Annotated in this window: 17 protein-coding genes; 15 read left to right on the plus strand and 2 right to left on the minus strand. The window is 44.4% G+C overall.

Going from position 1 to position 16458, the window contains the following annotated elements; translation table 11 throughout:
• Positions 1–15 precede the first annotated feature (15 nt).
• Positions 16–429: a thiol-disulfide oxidoreductase DCC family protein gene (locus tag HC660_RS15875; protein WP_010331671.1), complete on the plus strand. Its 414-nt coding sequence runs from the start codon at positions 16–18 to the stop codon at positions 427–429.
• A 17-nt stretch (positions 430–446) separates the two neighbouring features.
• Here HC660_RS15875 and HC660_RS15880 read toward each other — a convergent pair whose 3' ends face one another.
• A complete protein-coding gene (locus HC660_RS15880; protein WP_010331673.1) occupies positions 447–1004 on the minus strand; it encodes a YufK family protein in 558 nt (185 codons plus the stop codon).
• Positions 1005–1181: 177 nt separating this feature from the next.
• Between HC660_RS15880 and maeL the strand changes: the two genes are divergently transcribed.
• The 7 genes from maeL (at position 1182) to maeN (ending at position 10192) form a co-directional block, all read left to right on the plus strand.
• Entirely contained in the window at positions 1182–2783 is a 1602-nt protein-coding gene (maeL, locus tag HC660_RS15885) for a malate sensor histidine kinase MalK (RefSeq protein ID WP_029441167.1), read from the plus strand.
• A complete protein-coding gene (gene maeM / locus HC660_RS15890) occupies positions 2776–3483 on the plus strand; it encodes a two-component system response regulator MaeM (protein WP_168748635.1) in 708 nt (235 codons plus the stop codon). Before maeL ends, maeM begins: the two co-directional genes overlap by 8 nt.
• A 469-nt stretch (positions 3484–3952) precedes the next feature.
• Positions 3953–5032 (plus strand): guanosine ABC transporter substrate-binding protein NupN, encoded by a 1080-nt coding sequence (gene nupN, locus HC660_RS15895; protein ID WP_168748636.1) that lies wholly within the window; start codon positions 3953–3955, stop codon positions 5030–5032.
• A 130-nt stretch (positions 5033–5162) separates the two neighbouring features.
• Positions 5163–6695: an ABC transporter ATP-binding protein gene (locus HC660_RS15900; RefSeq protein WP_168748637.1), complete on the plus strand. Its 1533-nt coding sequence runs from the start codon at positions 5163–5165 to the stop codon at positions 6693–6695.
• Entirely contained in the window at positions 6688–7734 is a 1047-nt protein-coding gene (locus HC660_RS15905) for an ABC transporter permease (protein ID WP_168748638.1), read from the plus strand. Before HC660_RS15900 ends, HC660_RS15905 begins: the two co-directional genes overlap by 8 nt.
• Positions 7735–8694, plus strand: coding sequence for a guanosine ABC transporter permease NupQ (nupQ, locus tag HC660_RS15910; protein WP_168748639.1), 960 nt, complete (start codon positions 7735–7737; stop codon positions 8692–8694).
• Between the two features lie 151 nt (positions 8695–8845).
• Positions 8846–10192, plus strand: a complete 1347-nt coding sequence (gene maeN, locus HC660_RS15915; protein ID WP_024122670.1) for a sodium/malate symporter MaeN — start codon at positions 8846–8848, stop codon at positions 10190–10192.
• Between the two features lie 36 nt (positions 10193–10228).
• Here maeN and HC660_RS15920 read toward each other — a convergent pair whose 3' ends face one another.
• Complete coding sequence (locus HC660_RS15920; RefSeq protein ID WP_010331681.1) at positions 10229–10444, minus strand: hypothetical protein; 216 nt, start codon at positions 10442–10444, stop codon at positions 10229–10231.
• A gap of 233 nt (positions 10445–10677) precedes the next feature.
• Here HC660_RS15920 and HC660_RS15925 point away from each other — a divergent pair, with 233 nt between their 5' ends.
• From HC660_RS15925 to mnhG, 7 genes are read left to right on the plus strand one after another with little or no spacing between them, the layout of a single operon-like run.
• Entirely contained in the window at positions 10678–13083 is a 2406-nt protein-coding gene (locus HC660_RS15925; RefSeq protein WP_168748640.1) for a Na+/H+ antiporter subunit A, read from the plus strand.
• On the plus strand, positions 13076–13507 hold the full coding sequence (locus HC660_RS15930) for a Na(+)/H(+) antiporter subunit B (RefSeq protein WP_024122673.1): 432 nt from the start codon (positions 13076–13078) through the stop codon (positions 13505–13507). The genes HC660_RS15925 and HC660_RS15930 overlap by 8 nt, the downstream gene beginning before the upstream one ends.
• Positions 13507–13848, plus strand: coding sequence for a Na(+)/H(+) antiporter subunit C (locus HC660_RS15935; RefSeq protein WP_010331684.1), 342 nt, complete (start codon positions 13507–13509; stop codon positions 13846–13848). Before HC660_RS15930 ends, HC660_RS15935 begins: the two co-directional genes overlap by 1 nt.
• Complete coding sequence (locus HC660_RS15940; RefSeq protein ID WP_168748641.1) at positions 13841–15322, plus strand: Na+/H+ antiporter subunit D; 1482 nt, start codon at positions 13841–13843, stop codon at positions 15320–15322. The genes HC660_RS15935 and HC660_RS15940 overlap by 8 nt, the downstream gene beginning before the upstream one ends.
• Positions 15323–15327: 5 nt before the next feature.
• The gene (locus tag HC660_RS15945) at positions 15328–15804 is read left to right on the plus strand and encodes a Na+/H+ antiporter subunit E (RefSeq protein ID WP_010331686.1); all 477 of its coding nucleotides are present in this window, start codon (positions 15328–15330) and stop codon (positions 15802–15804) included.
• Complete coding sequence (locus tag HC660_RS15950) at positions 15804–16088, plus strand: Na(+)/H(+) antiporter subunit F1 (RefSeq protein ID WP_024122677.1); 285 nt, start codon at positions 15804–15806, stop codon at positions 16086–16088. The genes HC660_RS15945 and HC660_RS15950 overlap by 1 nt, the downstream gene beginning before the upstream one ends.
• Positions 16072–16446, plus strand: coding sequence for a monovalent cation/H(+) antiporter subunit G (gene mnhG, locus HC660_RS15955; protein ID WP_010331688.1), 375 nt, complete (start codon positions 16072–16074; stop codon positions 16444–16446). The genes HC660_RS15950 and mnhG overlap by 17 nt, the downstream gene beginning before the upstream one ends.
• The last annotated feature ends 12 nt before the right edge of the window (positions 16447–16458 follow it).

The raw sequence follows: 16458 nt of genomic DNA on the forward strand, positions 1-16458 counted from the left end.
CGGAGGGGATCTGCAGTGACATCAGAACAAATTCCAAATCGCGTATTACTGTTTGACGGTGTGTGCAATTTATGCAACGGGGCCGTTCAATTTATCATAAAACGTGATCCAAACGGTTTAATTTCATTTGCATCGCTTCAATCGGAAACAGGACAGAGCCTGCTGAAAAAAAGCGGGCTTCCGACTGAGCATTTTGACAGCTTTGTCTTTATTGAAGACGGTCAGGTTTACACTAAGTCAACTGCAGCCATAAAGGTTTTCAGGCATCTGCGGGGCCCATGGCGGCTCTTTGTCCTGTTTTTTGCAGTGCCGAAACCTGTCAGAGATATGCTCTATTCCGTTATCGCCAAAAACCGCTATAAGTGGTTCGGCAAAAAAAATGAATGTATGCTCCCCTCCCCTTCTATAAAAAATAGATTTTTACCATAAACGAAAAAATGGCTAGCTTACACAGGTAAGCTAGCCATTATGCTATTATAAAGCTTGATAAATATGAACAGAATACCGATAACAAAGGTAAACCAAAACAGCAGTTCCATTAGAATGAATCCGACCAATGACATGATAGAAAGTGTTGAATAAATCCTGTAAACAACGAACACAAAGTAAGCAAGTGTAACAACTGCAAACCAGATCACAATCCAGAAGACATTTTGCAATAGCACAAAGGATACGATCCCGCCGCCTAAATAAATGATAGAGCCCATTCTGATTGTTTTCAGGTTGTTTCCTTCAGGATCATTTGCGAAAAACAGCAGTGACAGCTCAGTCACAGTATTCGCAATTAATTTCAGAGCGGACAGAACCATAAAATATAAAAGCGCAAAAGCCGCAAATAACGCTAGTCTGATTCCTTTCTCTGAGAAGTAATCGAGCATTCCATCGTACATTCCAAATGAAGAAAGCATCTTCAATGCATAGAGTGAGGTTGAAATGGATAAAGACGAACTAAAAAGCAGGATCGCAATCAGCGGAAAGTATCCTGTCAAATAAGTATTTTTCATATAAAAAAGTCCCTTTCTATAATCTACCTCATTTATTATGGAGGACTTAAAACACATTGACAAGATAAATTATTCCATTTTTTCTCCTTTTTACGAATTACGGTCCCAAATCTTCACAAAGCACCATTTTGAGAGTAAAGTAGTACGCAGGAATCATAAAACGTAAGGAAGTTTTATATGAAAAAAACATTAAAACTGCAAACCAGACTCACCATATTTGTCTGTATCGTTGTGTTAATCGCACTGCTCATCACCTTTTTTACCGTTGGTGCCCAAACCTCCAAAAGGATACGTGATCAGGAAAGAGACACAGCGCTGCAAACTGCTGAAATGGTTGCCGACGCACCGATCACTGCTTCCGCTTTGGAGAGCGGAAAAAAACAGAAGGAACTGCTCAGCTATACGCTGGACGTCCAGAAAATTACCGGCACAGAATTTGTCGTCGTTATGGATATGAACGGCATTCGCAGAACCCATCCGGACCGCAGCAAAATCGGAAAAAAATTCAGCGGCGGGGATGAAGCCGAAGTATTAAAAGGACATGTCCATATCAGCACCGCCTCAGGCACGCTTGGGAAATCGCAGAGAGCGTTTGTGCCTGTCTACGCCAAGAACGGAAAACAAGTCGGAGCCGTTGCGGTCGGCATCACAGTGAATGAAATTGACGAAGTCATCAGCCACAGCTTACGGCCGCTCTATTTTATTATTTGCGTCAGTATATTCGTCGGCGTCATCGGGGCTGTTATCGTCGCACGTACGGTGAAAAATATCATGTACGGACTTGAACCATATGAAATCGCGACACTTCTTCAAGAACGGAGCGCCATGCTTGAATCAACGAAAGAAGGCATACTCGCTGTCGATGAGCACGGCAAAATCAAGCTTGCCAATGCGGAAGCGAAGCGTCTTTTCATTAAAATGGGCATAGAAACAAATCCCGTCGATCAGGATGTCAATGACATCCTGCCAAAAAGCCGTCTGAAAAATGTCATTGAGACCAGAAAACCTCTTCAAGACAGAGATGTGCGCATTAACGGATTAGAGCTTGTATTTAATGAAGTGCCTATCCAGCTGAAAGGACAAACCGTCGGAGCGATTGCGACATTCCGGGACAAAACCGAGGTAAAACATTTAGCTGAACAGCTTTCCGGTGTTAAAATGTATGCAAACGCACTGAGAGCGCAGTCTCATGAATTTATGAACAAACTGCATGTGATATTAGGTCTCGTCCAGCTGAAAGAGTATGACGATCTTGGAGATTATATTAAAGATATTGCCATTCAGCAAAAATCAGAAACGAGTGAAATCATAAATGATGTCAAAAGCTCCGTACTGGCCGGTTTTCTGTTGGGAAAACAGAGTTACATACGAGAGCAGGGCGCAAATCTCGATATTGAATGCAGCGGGGTTATTCCAAATGCAGCAGATCCTTCAGTCATTCATGAACTGATTACGATTATCGGAAATCTGATCAACAATGCCTTAGATGCTGTTGCCAATATGCCGAAAAAACAAATCACGATGTCCATGCGTTTTCATGACAAAATATTGGACATCGAAATTACCGATACAGGAGCCGGCATGTCTGAAGAAGACCAAGTCAAGGTATTCGAACAAGGCTATTCAACAAAGGGCAAAAACCGGGGATTCGGCCTTTATTTCACCCAGCAAAGCATGGAGAATTTGAAGGGTCAAATGATTATCACCAGCGAAAAAAATGAAGGAACCACATTCAGTCTTCGAATCCCGTACGAACCGAAGGAGGAAAACCATGATTAATGTACTAATAGTTGAAGATGACCCCATGGTGGGTGAATTAAATAAACGATATTTGAGCCAAATAGAAGGCTTTCAGCTGAAAGGAATCGCCTCTTCCTTTCAAAGCGCTCTGCATATTTTAGGCGAGCATCACATCGACCTCATTTTGCTTGATATTTACATGCCGGGTAAAAACGGGCTTGAGCTGCTGACGGAATTAAGAGCTCAAAATGAAGCGGTTGACGTGATTGTCATCTCTGCGGCAAGCGAGCTGGACGTCATCAAAAAAACACTTCGTTACGGAGCTGTGGATTACTTAATCAAACCGTTTGAATTTGAACGTTTTCAGACTGCCCTTTCTGATTACAGACGAAAACAAAAAGTCTATTCCACCCACCGAAACATGAGCCAAAAAGAATTGGACGCGGAACTGTTTCATAAGAAGGACGCGACAGAAAAAGTGCATCTGCCAAAAGGGCTGACAAAAAGCACGCTGAAGCTGATTTGGTCCAGCATACAATCCTTTGAAAACGAATCCTTTACGACAGAAGACCTGGCGAATCATACTGAAATATCTCAAGTATCCATCCGAAAATACTTAAAATTTCTTGAGGATATACAGGTTCTGAATGTCGAAATGGCGTACGGAACGATCGGGAGACCGGTGTTTCAGTACAATGTCAATACAGGCAACCTTAACGGAATTAAGCAATATTTATAAAAAAACGCACTGTTCATATCGAGCAGTGCGTTTTTCTCTGTCACATCTCTTACCAAGATGCTTGAACCTTTCGCCAATAAGCTATACAAAAATAATAAAGGACTTTTCGGCATATTTGAAATACAATTCTAAAAATACATATTTTTTAAAAAATTATGCGTAATTCTATTTATTTCTTGTAAGTAAAATGATAAATTATGATTGGTTAGTTGATCCCTAGACTAAGTCATAAGTCACACTTCAGAAAGAGATGTCACGGTTTTCCGCCCGGAACACCTTCCGCATCCTTCTCTTCCCCGCCTTTCGAAGGACACACCCACATCACACTTACTAAGGGAAGATCAGAACTGTCTCAGCTCATTCTAATTGTTATTATCTGAAAATTTTATCGATTCTAAGAATTGATTGAGGCATCCATCCCATGACTGACCGGATCAGCTCAGGCCAAATTTTTCTGGGGGGTTATATCTTGAAGAAACGCAAAATCGGATTGGCGATGTCACTTGTCATCGCAGCGGGCACCATTTTAGGAGCGTGCGGAAACAGCGAAAAAAGCAGCGGTAACAGTGAAGGCAAAAACAAATTCAGTGTGGCGATGGTTACCGACATTGGCGGGGTGGATGACAAATCTTTTAACCAATCAGCATGGGAAGGCATCCAAGCCTTCGGTAAAGATAATGGTCTGGAAAAAGGGAAAAACGGATACGACTACCTGCAATCTAAATCAGATGCAGATTATACAACAAACTTAAATAAATTAGCGCGTGAGCATTTTGACTTGATCTATGGCGTCGGCTATTTGATGGAAGATTCAATCAGTGAAATCGCCGATCAGCGCAAAAATACAAACTTTGCGATTATTGACGCAGTCGTCGATAAAGACAACGTCGCAAGCATTACGTTTAAAGAGCAGGAAGGGTCATTTCTTGTCGGAGTAGCCGCAGCCTTAACAAGCAAATCAGGAAAAATCGGATTTGTGGGCGGCATGGAATCCGAGTTAATCAAAAAATTCGAAGTCGGCTTCCGTGCAGGGGTTCAGGCCGTAAAACCTGACGCAACTGTCCAGGTGAAGTATGCGGGCGGATTCGATAAAGCGGACGTTGGAAAAGCAACCGCCGAGAGCATGTATAAGTCAGGCGTTGATGTGATTTACCACTCCGCAGGCGCCACCGGCACAGGTGTCTTTACAGAAGCCAAGAACCTGAAAAAAGAAGACCCGAAGCGTGATGTTTGGGTGATCGGAGTCGATAAAGATCAATACGCAGAAGGCCAAGTAGAAGGAACAGACGATAACGTCACCCTTACTTCCATGGTCAAAAAGGTTGATACAGCAGTTGAAGATTTAACGAAGAAAGCAAGCGAAGGCAAATTCCCCGGCGGAGAAACGCTTACATACGGGCTTGATCAAGACGGAGTCGGCATTTCTTCCTCTAAACAAAACCTATCGGATGATGTAATCAAAGCGGTTGATGATTGGAAGAAAAAAATTATCGACGGACTAGAAGTGCCGGGAACAGAGAAAGAGCTGAAAAATTTCAAAGCTGAATAAGAATCGCGGGGATAAGGAGAAGAGCCCTTATCCCTTGTTTTTCTTTCAGAGCAAAGCTGCACATTTCCTTGCGGCTTTTCTATTGCCAGTCTCTAATTTAAAAGCATGAAAAAAAGGAGCGGTCAATTCTGTGGAATATGTCATTGAAATGCTCAATATACGCAAGGAGTTTCCCGGTATCGTCGCAAATGACAACATTAATCTTCAGGTCAAAAAAGGCGAAATCCACGCGCTGCTCGGTGAAAACGGAGCGGGCAAATCAACTTTGATGAACGTCCTGTTCGGGCTGTATCAGCCAGAAAAGGGAGAAATTCGGGTCCGCGGTGAGAAGGTGCACATCAACAGCCCGAACAAAGCGAATGATCTCGGAATCGGCATGGTGCATCAGCATTTTATGCTTGTCGATACATTTACAGTTGCTGAAAATATTATTCTCGGGAAGGAGCCGAAAAAGCTCGGGCGGATTGACCGAAAACGGGCTGTCCGAGAGGTTCAGGACATTTCCGACCGATACGGACTTCAAATTAATCCCGAGGCAAAGGTAGCAGACATATCCGTCGGCATGCAGCAGCGTGCAGAAATATTAAAAACCCTCTACCGCGGGGCTGACATCCTGATTTTTGATGAACCGACAGCTGTGTTGACGCCTCATGAAATCAAAGAGCTCATTCAAATTATGAAGAACCTCGTCAATGAGGGAAAATCAATTATCTTAATCACCCATAAACTGAAAGAAATCATGGAGGTTTGTGACCGCGTTACCATTATCCGCAAAGGAAAAGGCATCAAAACACTGGATGTCCGGGATACACATCAAGACGAGCTCGCCAGTCTGATGGTCGGCCGCGAGGTATTGTTCAAAACAGAAAAAAAAGCGGCTCAGCCGGGAGCAGCAGTGCTGGCGATTGACAGAATTACCGTAAAAGATACTCGCGGAGTAGAAGCTGTAAAGGATTTGTCGCTCTCTGTCAATGCCGGAGAAATTGTCGGCATAGCTGGCGTTGACGGAAACGGACAGTCAGAGCTGATTGAAGCGATTACAGGACTCCGAAAAACGGAGTCTGGAACCATTTCCCTAAACGGAAAACAGATACAAAACCTGACGCCGAGAAACGTAACGGAGTCAGGAATCGGGCATATTCCGCAGGACCGCCACAAACACGGTCTCGTCCTGGATTTTCCAATCGGTGAAAATATCGTGCTCCAAAGCTATTACAAAAAGCCTTATTCAGCATTCGGTGTTTTACATAAAGGCGAAATGTATAAGAAAGCCCGCAGCGTGATCAGCGAGTACGATGTCAGAACCCCCGATGAATATACTCACGCGCGGGCATTGTCAGGCGGAAACCAGCAAAAAGCAATTATCGGAAGGGAAATTGACCGAAATCCTGACTTGTTAATCGCAGCCCAGCCGACTCGCGGCCTTGATGTTGGAGCGATTGAATTTGTCCATAAAAAACTCATTGAACAGCGTGATGCCGGAAAAGCCGTTCTTCTTTTATCGTTTGAGCTTGATGAAATCATGAATCTCAGTGACAGAATCGCCGTCATTTTTGAAGGCAGCATTATATCCAGCGTTAATCCGCTGGATACCACTGAGCAAGAGCTCGGCCTCTTGATGGCGGGAAGCACGCAAAGGGAAGCGGGGAAAGCAAATGGTTAAACGACTCTCTCATTTACTCGTGCCGCTCATTGCGATCATGCTCGGCTTGCTGGCCGGCGCACTTATTATGCTTGCGAGCGGATACAGTGTGATCAGCGGCTATTCCGCTTTATGGAATGGGATATTTGGAGAAACCTATTACATCGGGGAAACCGTCCGGCAGATTACACCTTATATTTTATCCGGATTAGCTGTTGCTTTCGCATTCCGAACCGGACTTTTCAATATCGGGGTAGAGGGACAGCTGCTAGTGGGCTGGACAGCGGCCGTTTGGGTCGGAACGGCGTTTGACGGACCGGCTTATATTCACATGCCGCTTGCACTGCTCACAGCGGCTGCAGCAGGCGGTTTATGGGGATTTATTCCCGGCTTTTTAAAAGCACGGTTCTATGTTCACGAGGTCATTGTCACCATTATGATGAATTATATCGCACTGCATATGACCAATTATTTGATTTCAAAAGTCATGACAGACAATCAGGATAAGACGGGAAAAATTCACGAATCCGCCTCACTTCGGTCGCCGTTTCTTGAGCAGATTATGGACTATTCAAGGCTTCACTGGGGGATCGTCATCGCCCTTCTCGCAGCTGTTGTTATGTGGTTTATGATTACCAAAACAACGAAAGGCTTTGAGCTTCGGGCAGTCGGATTCAATCAGCACGCGTCTCAGTACGCCGGTATGAGCGTGCGGAAGAATATTATGACCTCCATGCTCATTTCAGGAGCTTTTGCAGGCCTTGCAGGTGCCATGGAAGGTCTGGGAACATTTGAATACGCAGCTGTCAAAGGCGCATTTACCGGCGTCGGCTTTGACGGTATTGCCGTCGCTCTCCTGGGTGGGAACACTGCAGCCGGTGTTGTGCTTGCGGCAGCTTTGCTTGGCGGCCTCAAAATCGGAGCGTTAAATATGCCAATTGAATCAGGCGTACCTTCTGAGGTTGTCGATATTGTGATTGCCATTATCATTCTGTTTGTTGCTTCAAGCTATGCCATTCGTTTTGTCGCGGATAAGTTGAAGAAAAAGGGGGCGAACTAAGTGGACGTTCTGCAGATTTTATCAATCATTGTCCCGGCCACACTCGTATACGCAGCCCCGCTTATTTTAACTGCTCTCGGCGGCGTATTTTCCGAGAGATCAGGCGTTGTCAATATCGGTCTCGAAGGCCTCATGATTATCGGAGCATTCACCAGTGTTTTATTCAATTTATTTTTAGGCCCTGCATTGGGAGCCGCGGCGCCATGGCTCTCACTCGTTGCCGCCATGGCAGCCGGCGCGCTGTTTTCACTAATTCACGCGGCAGCGGCGATATCGTTTCGCGCAGATCAGACAGTCAGCGGCGTCGCCATTAATATGCTGGCGCTTGGGGCTACTTTATTTATCGTAAAGCTGATTTACGGAAAAGCGCAAACAGACAAAATTCCCGAGCCTTTTTATAAAACGAGTATTCCCGGCTTGAGCGACATCCCTGTATTGGGAAAAATCTTCTTTTCAGATGTCTATTATACGTCTATTCTCGCAATTGTCCTGGCCTTTATTTCGTGGTTTATCTTGTTTAAAACGCCGTTCGGCCTCCGTATTCGTTCCGTCGGAGAACATCCGATGGCGGCCGATACTATGGGGATCAATGTCTACAAAATGCGCTATATCGGCGTGATGATCAGCGGATTGTTCGGCGGACTCGGGGGCGGCGTATATGCGTCAACCATTGCGCTCGACTTTACGCATTCTACCATTTCCGGGCAAGGGTTTATCGCCCTCGCGGCTCTTGTATTCGGAAAATGGCATCCGATCGGCGCACTCGGCGCCGCCCTGTTTTTCGGATTCGCCCAAAGCTTAAGCATCATCGGCTCTCTGCTCCCTCTTTTTAAGGACATACCGAATGTATATATGCTGATTGCCCCTTACGTATTAACCATTCTGGCCTTAACCGGCTTTATCGGACGCGCAGATGCGCCAAAAGCAAACGGTGTGCCTTACATCAAAGGAAAACGGTAGCACATCTCCCTGGGAAGCGGCTTCTCAGGGATTTTTCTGATCCAAAATACCCTCTTAATTTAGTTGTTTATTAATTATTTAACTTAAAAAAATATCCTTTGTTAGCGCTTTCTTGTAGACTGTAACAAACAATACATGGGGGTGTACGACAATGGGAGCAATTCACAAAACAGAGGAAGTTTTACCTGAGCACAAAGACACACAGGAGAAAAGCCTGTTTAAAAAAATATGGACCTGGGAAATCGGCGTGATTCCTCTCCCATTATATACAGCATTAGCTGTCATTATTATTCTTGCGGCTTATTACAACGAGCTGCCCGCAAACATGCTCGGCGGGTTTGCCATCATTATGATTTTAGGTGTCTTTCTTGGCGATATCGGCCAGCGGATTCCGATTTTGAAGGATATTGGCGGTCCTGCTATTCTATCTTTGTTTGTGCCATCTTTTTTAGTTTTTTATAATGTGTTGAATCCATCATCATTAGATGCTGTTACCAATTTAATGAAAACATCTAACTTTCTTTATTTCTATATCGCTTGTCTTGTTGTAGGAAGTATTCTTGGAATGAACAGAACTGTTTTAATACAGGGATTCATCAGAATGTTCGTTCCTTTAGTAGCGGGCACAATTGCGGCGGTTGCAGCTGGCGTGCTCGTCGGATTCATCTTCGGCTACAGTGCCTATGATTCCTTTTTCTTTGTTGTTGTGCCGATTATTGCCGGGGGAATAGGTGAAGGAATTTTGCCTCTCTCGATTGCTTATTCGCAAATATTGGGGTCTTCCGCTGATGTGTATGTGTCGCAGCTGGTTCCTGCCGCTATCATTGGAAACGTTTTCGCTATTATCTGTGCCGCTTTAATGAAAAAACTGGGCGAAAAACGTCCTGATCTAAACGGCAATGGGCGTCTCGTTAAATCTAAGAAAGCAAACGATATTTTCAATCAAAAAGAGGCTGAAGCTAAAATTGACTTTAAACTGATGGGAGCCGGAGTACTGCTCGCCTGTACGTTCTTTATTTTCGGCGGTTTACTGGAGAAATTTATCTTCATCCCAGGCGCTATTTTAATGATTATTTCAGCAGCCGCAATCAAATATGCAAATATCCTTCCGAAAAAAATGGAGGATGGCGCGTATCAGCTTTATAAGTTTATTTCATCAAGCTTTACATGGCCGCTTATGGTAGGCCTCGGGATTCTCTTTATCCCTTTAGATGACGTGGCATCTGTGATTTCTATACCGTTTGTCATCATTTGTATTTCAGTTGTCGTTGCCATGATTTCTTCCGGATATTTTGTAGGCAAACTGATGAACATGTACCCTGTTGAATCCGCAATCGTGACCTGCTGTCACAGCGGTCTCGGCGGAACGGGAGATGTCGCCATTTTGTCCGCTTCAGGAAGAATGGGCCTTATGCCATTCGCCCAAATTTCTACCCGCCTCGGCGGAGCAGGAACTGTCATTTGCGCGACGATTTTACTTCGCTTTTTCACTTCATAATCAGAAAAAGAGTTCCGTTTTAGACGGAACTCTTTTTTATTTGTTCACAATCCGCATATACTCCCTGGACCCAAACGGCCTATCCTTAGATTCCGCCTCACTCATGTTAGTTGACAGGTGGTGCTCCAATAAATACAGTTCCCAATCATCATTGTCTGCCACACGGGCACGGCCGTCATACTGATTCAGCATGAATGCCCCTGCAAATATCGAGCAGAATAAACCTGAGCACATAAGGACCTTTCTCTTCACATGATCAGCTCCTTACATACAGCTTGATCAGGAGCGATTTTAAATATACAAATGATCTGATTTTTGTTAAACTTATTTTGAGGTCAAAAGAACTCGTAAAATTCAATCGCGGAAGGTTGAAGCATGGCGGCTTCCAAAAAAGTGCGATATAATTTGGACTGGGTCGTTTGACCGTATATTCTAATTATTTATACATAGAACAGGTTTCAACTAGAGAAAAGGAGGTCTTGTCATTGCAGCTCTTACATTTTGCTATTTTATCGCCTTTTGTATTTGCTTTTATCATTCCCTTTCTGGCAAAATACGCAAAAAGAGTGCATACGGGCTGGTTTGTTCTAATCCTGCCCGTCTTGCTGTTTATATACTTTCTTCCAATGATCAGAATGACTCAATCGGGAGAAACATTACGATCGGTATTGGAGTGGATTCCTTCATTAGGCATTAACTTTACCGTTTATGTAGACGGTCTCGGACTGCTATTCGCCTTATTGATAACAGGGATCGGCTCGTTGGTCACTCTTTACAGTATCTTTTATTTATCGAAAGAAAAAGAACAGCTTGGGCCTTTTTATGTCTATTTATTAATGTTCATGGGCGCCATGCTCGGTGTTGTTCTTGTTGACAACGTCATGGTTCTCTACATGTTTTGGGAGCTTACCAGCCTTTCGTCCTTTTTGCTGATTGGATATTGGTACAAGCGTGAAAAATCTCGCTACGGCGCAGCAAAATCGCTCTTGATTACGGTAAGCGGCGGACTGTGTATGCTGGGAGGATTCATTCTCCTTTATCTGATCACAGATTCATTCAGTATCAGAGAAATGATCAATCAGGTTCAGTTGATTGCCGGCCATGATTTATTTATTCCGGCGATGATTTTGATTTTACTAGGCGCATTTACAAAGTCCGCCCAGTTTCCTTTTTACATTTGGCTGCCTGATGCCATGGAAGCGCCGACGCCTGTCAGCGCGTATCTCCATTCAGCCACGATGGTCAAAGCGGGAATTTATGTGATTGCACGATTCAGTCCGATTTTCGCCTTTTCAGCTCAGTGGTTTTGGATTGTTTCTCTCGTCGGGATTTTTACCATGGTTTGGGGTTCATTCCATGCCGTCAAACAAACCGACTTAAAATCCATTTTGGCGTTTTCAACGGTCAGCCAGCTCGGCATGATCATCTCGATGCTTGGTGTCAGCGCTGCAGCCCTGCATTACGGCCATACAGAGTATTACACAGTTGCCGCCATGGCTGCCATTTTCCATCTCATCAATCATGCTACCTTTAAAGGAAGCTTGTTTATGGCAGTCGGCATCATTGATCATGAAACAGGTACGCGGGATGTCAGAAAGCTCGGCGGACTGATGGCGATTATGCCGATTACATTTGCGATTTCCTTGATCGGCACATTTTCAATGGCTGGTCTCCCGCCGTTTAACGGATTTCTGAGTAAAGAAATGTTTTTCACCAGCATGCTTCGTGTGACACATGTCGATTTGTTCAACGTCCAGACGTGGGGAGCGCTGTTCCCTGTCCTCGCTTGGGCAGGAAGTGTGTTTACATTTATCTACAGCATGAAACTGCTGTTTAAAACATTTAAAGGCAATTACCAGCCTGAAAAACTCGAAAAACAGGCTCATGAAGCGCCGATTGGAATGCTCGTATCACCTGTCATTCTTGTTGCGCTCGCTGTCAGTCTCTTCTTTTTCCCGAATATATTGTCCTACAGCTTGATAGAGCCTGCGATGAATTCGATCTATCCGACACTGCTGGACAGCCATGAGAAGTTTCATGTTCATATTTCGCAGTGGCATGGGTTTACAGCCGAAGTCCTGATGACACTGGGCATTATCGTTGTCGGTACGATCGGATACTTGACGATGAATAGGTGGAAAGCGATCTATAAGCTGTTTCCATCGAAACTCACGCTCAATCGGTTATATGAGAAGCTCCTGACCATCATGGAAAAAGGCTCTTATCGAGTGACAAAACAATATATGACCGGATTTTTACGGGATTATCTTCTGTATATCTTCGCTGGATTTATCATTCTGATGAGCGGGGCTCTCGTTTTGAAAGGCGGATTTTCCTTTACAACTGAGGGTATGGCGAAAATCGGCATATTCGAAATGATTCTGACACTTGTCATGATCAGCGCGACAGCGGCGACTGTATTTGCCAGATCCAGACTGACGGCGATTATTTCACTTGGTGTTGTCGGTTATACGCTTGCATTGTTTTTTGTTATTTTCAGAGCGCCCGATTTGGCTTTGACCCAGCTGGTCATTGAGACAATTTCCGTCGCCCTGTTTCTGCTTTGTTTCTATCATTTGCCGAAACTGCGGCTGAAAAAGAAAACGAGAACGTTCCGAATGACAAACTTTATCATCGCTTTAGGAGTCGGCATGATTGTCACCCTGCTCGGTATCGCATCCTCAAGCCAGCGGACAAAAGACAGTATCGCCTCCTACTTTACAAAGCACAGCCATGATCTAGGCGGAGGAGATAATGTCGTCAATGTCATTCTCGTTGATTTCAGGGGTTTTGATACAATGTTTGAAATTACGGTATTAACGATTGCCGCTCTCGGCATCTTCAGCATGATTAAAACAAAAGTAAAAGAGGAGGGGAAAAGCGGTGAATGAACAAAAAACAAATGACCTTATTTTGCAGACCGTTACAAAGCTTGTATCCTTTATCATTTTGCTTTTCTCTTTCTATTTATTTTTATCAGGCCATAACGCGCCTGGAGGAGGATTTGTCGGCGGGCTGATCACATCCTCTTCCATTGTTTTGCTGCTGCTGGCTTATGATTTAAAAACCGTGCGTTCCATTTTGCCGGTTAATTTCATTTACGTCGCGGGAGCCGGTCTTCTGCTCGCTGTCTTAACAGGAGTTGGCTCCTTTGTCTTCGGGGCGCCCTTCTTAACCCACACATTCGGCTACTTTCATCTGCCGATTTTAGGGAAAACGGAGCTTGCCACGGCGACGCTTTTTGATTTAGGCGTTTATCTAGTAGTCGTAGGCATTACGATGACCATTATTCAAACGATTGGAGAGGAAGAATAATGGAAATCTTAATGGCTGTTACGGCCGGTATTATATTTATGGCCGCTACCTATTTGCTGCTGTCTAAAAGCCTGCTTCGGGTCATTATCGGTACAGCGCTTTTAAGCCACGGCGTTCATTTAATGCTTTTAACTATGGGAGGATTAAAAAAAGGCGCCGCTCCGATTTTGAGCGAGCATGCCAAGTCATTTGTCGATCCGCTTCCGCAAGCCCTGATTTTGACCGCTATTGTCATTTCTTTTGGGGTTACATCCTTCATCCTCGTCATGGCGTTTCGGGCCTATCAGGAATTGAAATCGGACAATATGGATCAAATGAGGGGAAATGATCAACATGAATAATTTTGTTATATTGCCAATCCTGATCCCGCTCTTGTCGGCCATTCTGCTGATTTTCATGAACAAACACATCATGCTCATGCGGATCTTCAGCACTGCTGCATCCGCACTCGGGATTGTGATCAGCGTTTTACTCGTACAGACCGTTTTTACAAACGGCATTCAGACACTGAATTTGGGCGGCTGGAAAGCCCCCTACGGAATTGTGCTTGTTGCAGATCAATTTGCCAGCCTGCTCGTTCTCACAACGGCAGTTATCGGCTTATTGGTTGTGCTTTATTCCTTCCGTTCTATCGGTGAGAAACGGGAAAAAGCCTTTTATTACTCCGGCGTGCAGTTTTTGCTGGCCGGGGTAAGCGGAGCGTTTTTAACAGGCGATTTATTTAATATGTACGTATTTTTCGAGCTTCTGCTGATCGCTTCTTATATGCTGATTGTATTAGGCGGCACAAAAATTCAGCTGCGGGAATCGATTAAATACATTGTGTTTAATATCGTGTCATCAGCATTGTTTGTCATCGGCGTAGGCTTTTTATACGCTGTGACCGGTACCTTAAACATGGCGGATTTAAGTGTGAGAATCAGCGAATCCGGCCAAACTGGGCTGATTACTGTAATCGGCGTCCTGTTACTCATCGTGTTTGGTATGAAGGGCGGAATCTTCCCTCTTTACTTTTGGCTTCCCGGCTCTTATTACGCTCCTCCGGCTGCCATCTCCGCATTGTTCGGCGCATTGCTGACAAAGGTCGGATTATATGCGATCACAAGAGTGTTCACACTGATTTTCATACACGATACAGCGTTTACCCACCAGCTGATGATATGGCTCGCGGCTCTCACTGTCATCTTCGGTGTCATCGGTTCACTTGCCTATCAGAATGTCATGAAAATCGTGATCTATAACATTATTACCGCTGTCGGCGTTATTTTGTTCGGTGTTGCAGTTCATACGCCAGCATCCATTCAAGGTGCGATTTACTATCTGATTCACGACATGCTGATTAAAGGCGCATTATTTATGCTGGCAGGCACGCTGATTGCTTTGACTGGAACAGCAAGCCTTCAACGAATGGGCGGGCTGATCAAGCGATACCCCATTCTTGGATGGATGTTCTTCATTTCGGCTATATCTCTTGCCGGCATCCCGCCTTTCAGCGGATTTGTAGGCAAATTTAAAATTGCGGAAGGCGGCTTCGCTGAGGGTGAATTTACGATTTCCATGCTGATCCTGCTTTCAAGCCTGCTCGTCCTGTATTCCGTGTTGAGGATCTTTATTCATGCGTTTTGGGGCGAAGAAAAAGAAACACCAAAGCAAAATCTTAGAACAGCTAAAGGACTTCTATATCCGGCAGCTATTTTTCTCTTCCTGTCTCTTCTCTTCGGATTGGGTACAGAATGGGTGTCACCGTACGTTGATCAAGCGGCCGAGACATTGCTGAATCCGGAAAAATATATTGAAGCTGTTTTGAAGGAGTAGATCGCATGGCATTTCAAATTTTATTAAATGTGTTTCTTGCTTTTTGCTGGATGTTCCTGAGCAATGATGGAAGCGCCGCCGGATTCATTACAGGCTTTATCCTGGGAATGATCTCCCTCTTTTTCTTCCGGCGCTTCCTTGCTCATCCGTTTTATCTCTGGAAAATGTTTTCGATTATCAAACTTTTTTTGATCTTTATAAGGGAATTATACCTTGCCAACGTCAGTGTGCTGAAAACAGTCCTATCGCCAAAACTGGATATCAAACCAGGCATATTCGCATTTAAAACGGAACTGACAACGGATTGGGAAATTACCCTGCTTTCACTGCTTATTACATTAACACCGGGAACATTGGTAATGGATATTTCCGATGACCGGACCATTCTCTATATTCACGCGATGGATATTGAGGATGCCGAAAAAGCGATTTTTGATATTCGTGAGTCATTTGAAAAAGCCATACAGGAGGTGAGCCGCTGATGTTTACGTTAATCCTTCAAATCGCGCTCGGCATTATGGCGGTGTCCACCCTGTTGTATGTCGTTCGCGTCATCAAAGGGCCGACTGTTCCTGACCGCGTTGTGGCTCTGGATGCAATCGGCATTAATCTGATAGCGATGACAGCGCTTGTCTCCATCCTGCTGAATACGAGTATTTTTCTTGATATCATATTATTGCTGGGTATTTTGTCTTTTATCGGAACCATTGCATTTTCTAAATTCTTAGAGAAAGGAGAGATTATCGAAAATGATCGTGATCGCTAAAATAGCAGTGGCAATATTGATCCTAATGGGGGCGCTAATTTGTCTTGTGGCTTCCTTCGGGACGCTTCGCCTTCCCGATATGTACACACGCTCTCACGCTGCTTCTAAAGGCTCAACGTTAGGCGTCAATATGATTCTGCTCGGTGTCTTCTTCTTTTTGTGGTTTATAACAGGAGAGATATCGGCAAAAATTCTGCTCGGAATTTTCTTTATCTTTATCACGTCGCCGGTCGGGGGACACTTGATCTGCCGAGCTGCGTACAACTCTGGCGTCAAGCTGGATGAAAGAAGTGTACAGGATGACTATAACGGAATCAGAAACTTTGTGATTAAACGAAAAGAGGATTCTTACCTATAAAAATGAGCAGCC

Origin of the sequence: Bacillus mojavensis, assembly GCF_012648005.1 — a bacterium.
In the GTDB taxonomy this organism is placed as follows: Bacteria; Bacillota; Bacilli; order Bacillales; family Bacillaceae; genus Bacillus; species Bacillus mojavensis.